We start from the raw sequence: 866 nt of genomic DNA on the forward strand, positions 1-866 counted from the left end.
ACTCAGCTGGGTTTCCCCATTCAGATATCTCCGGATCAAAGGATATTTGCTCCTCCCCGAAGCTTTTCGCAGCTTATCACGTCTTTCATCGGCTCTTAGTGCCAAGGCATCCACCTTGTGCTCTTTATAGCTTAACCAATTAGATGTTCGCCTGCGGGTGCGGGCTACTTATCAAAAGATACATAGCGTTGTATCTTTGGTCTTAGATTGTTATTTCACCGTACGTTACGGCTACTCTAACGAGTTTTGTTTGGTTACATCTTTCGATGTAACACCTCGGATGTCTTGATATTGTCTTTTTGCAAAGACTCTATCTAGATATATTTCAATATGTGGTTTTCAAGGTACGTACTAATGAATATTCACGCAACTAAACTCACTTTCGTTTGTTCAGACTTGTGAACGGTCTCGCATTAAATTCAGTCTTCGTCTTACGACTCGTCCTCATTAAATTGCTTTCGACCAATGGAGATGGAGAGATTCGAACTCTTGACCCCCTGCTTGCAAGGCAGGTGCTCTCCCAACTGAGCTACACCCCCAAAAAAATAATCTGGCACCCACCTGCTCTCCCATGCCGTCTCCAGCATAGTACCATCGGCCGCTTAGGTCTTAACCATCGTGTTCGAGATGGGAACGGGTGTGTCCCCTAAGCGCATCGGCACCAGAAACATTACGTCTTTTCTGGTATTTCCTTATTCTATTCATTGAAAACCTAAGACTCAACAGTATATAAAACCCTTACTTCTTCTTCCTTAGAAAGGAGGTGATCCAGCCGCACCTTCCGATACGGCTACCTTGTTACGACTTCACCCCAGTTATCAGTCCCGCCTTCGGCAGCTCCCTCCTTGCGGTTGGGTCACTGACTT

1 tRNA gene and 3 rRNA genes are annotated in these 866 nt (G+C 45.5%); all 4 read right to left on the minus strand.

Annotation, left to right across the window (positions count from 1 at the left end):
• A 23S ribosomal RNA gene (locus EFT72_RS18870) occupies positions 1–137 on the minus strand; the annotation flags it as partial.
• 329 nt (positions 138–466) lie between these two features.
• Positions 467–539 (minus strand) — tRNA-Ala (locus EFT72_RS18875).
• 9 nt (positions 540–548) lie between these two features.
• A 5S ribosomal RNA gene (gene rrf / locus EFT72_RS18880) occupies positions 549–666 on the minus strand.
• 90 nt (positions 667–756) lie between these two features.
• Positions 757–866: ribosomal RNA gene (locus EFT72_RS18885) — 16S ribosomal RNA — on the minus strand; the annotation flags it as partial.

The organism is Clostridium sp. E02 (assembly GCF_003833015.1).
Lineage (GTDB): Bacteria > Bacillota > Clostridia > Lachnospirales > Lachnospiraceae > Lacrimispora.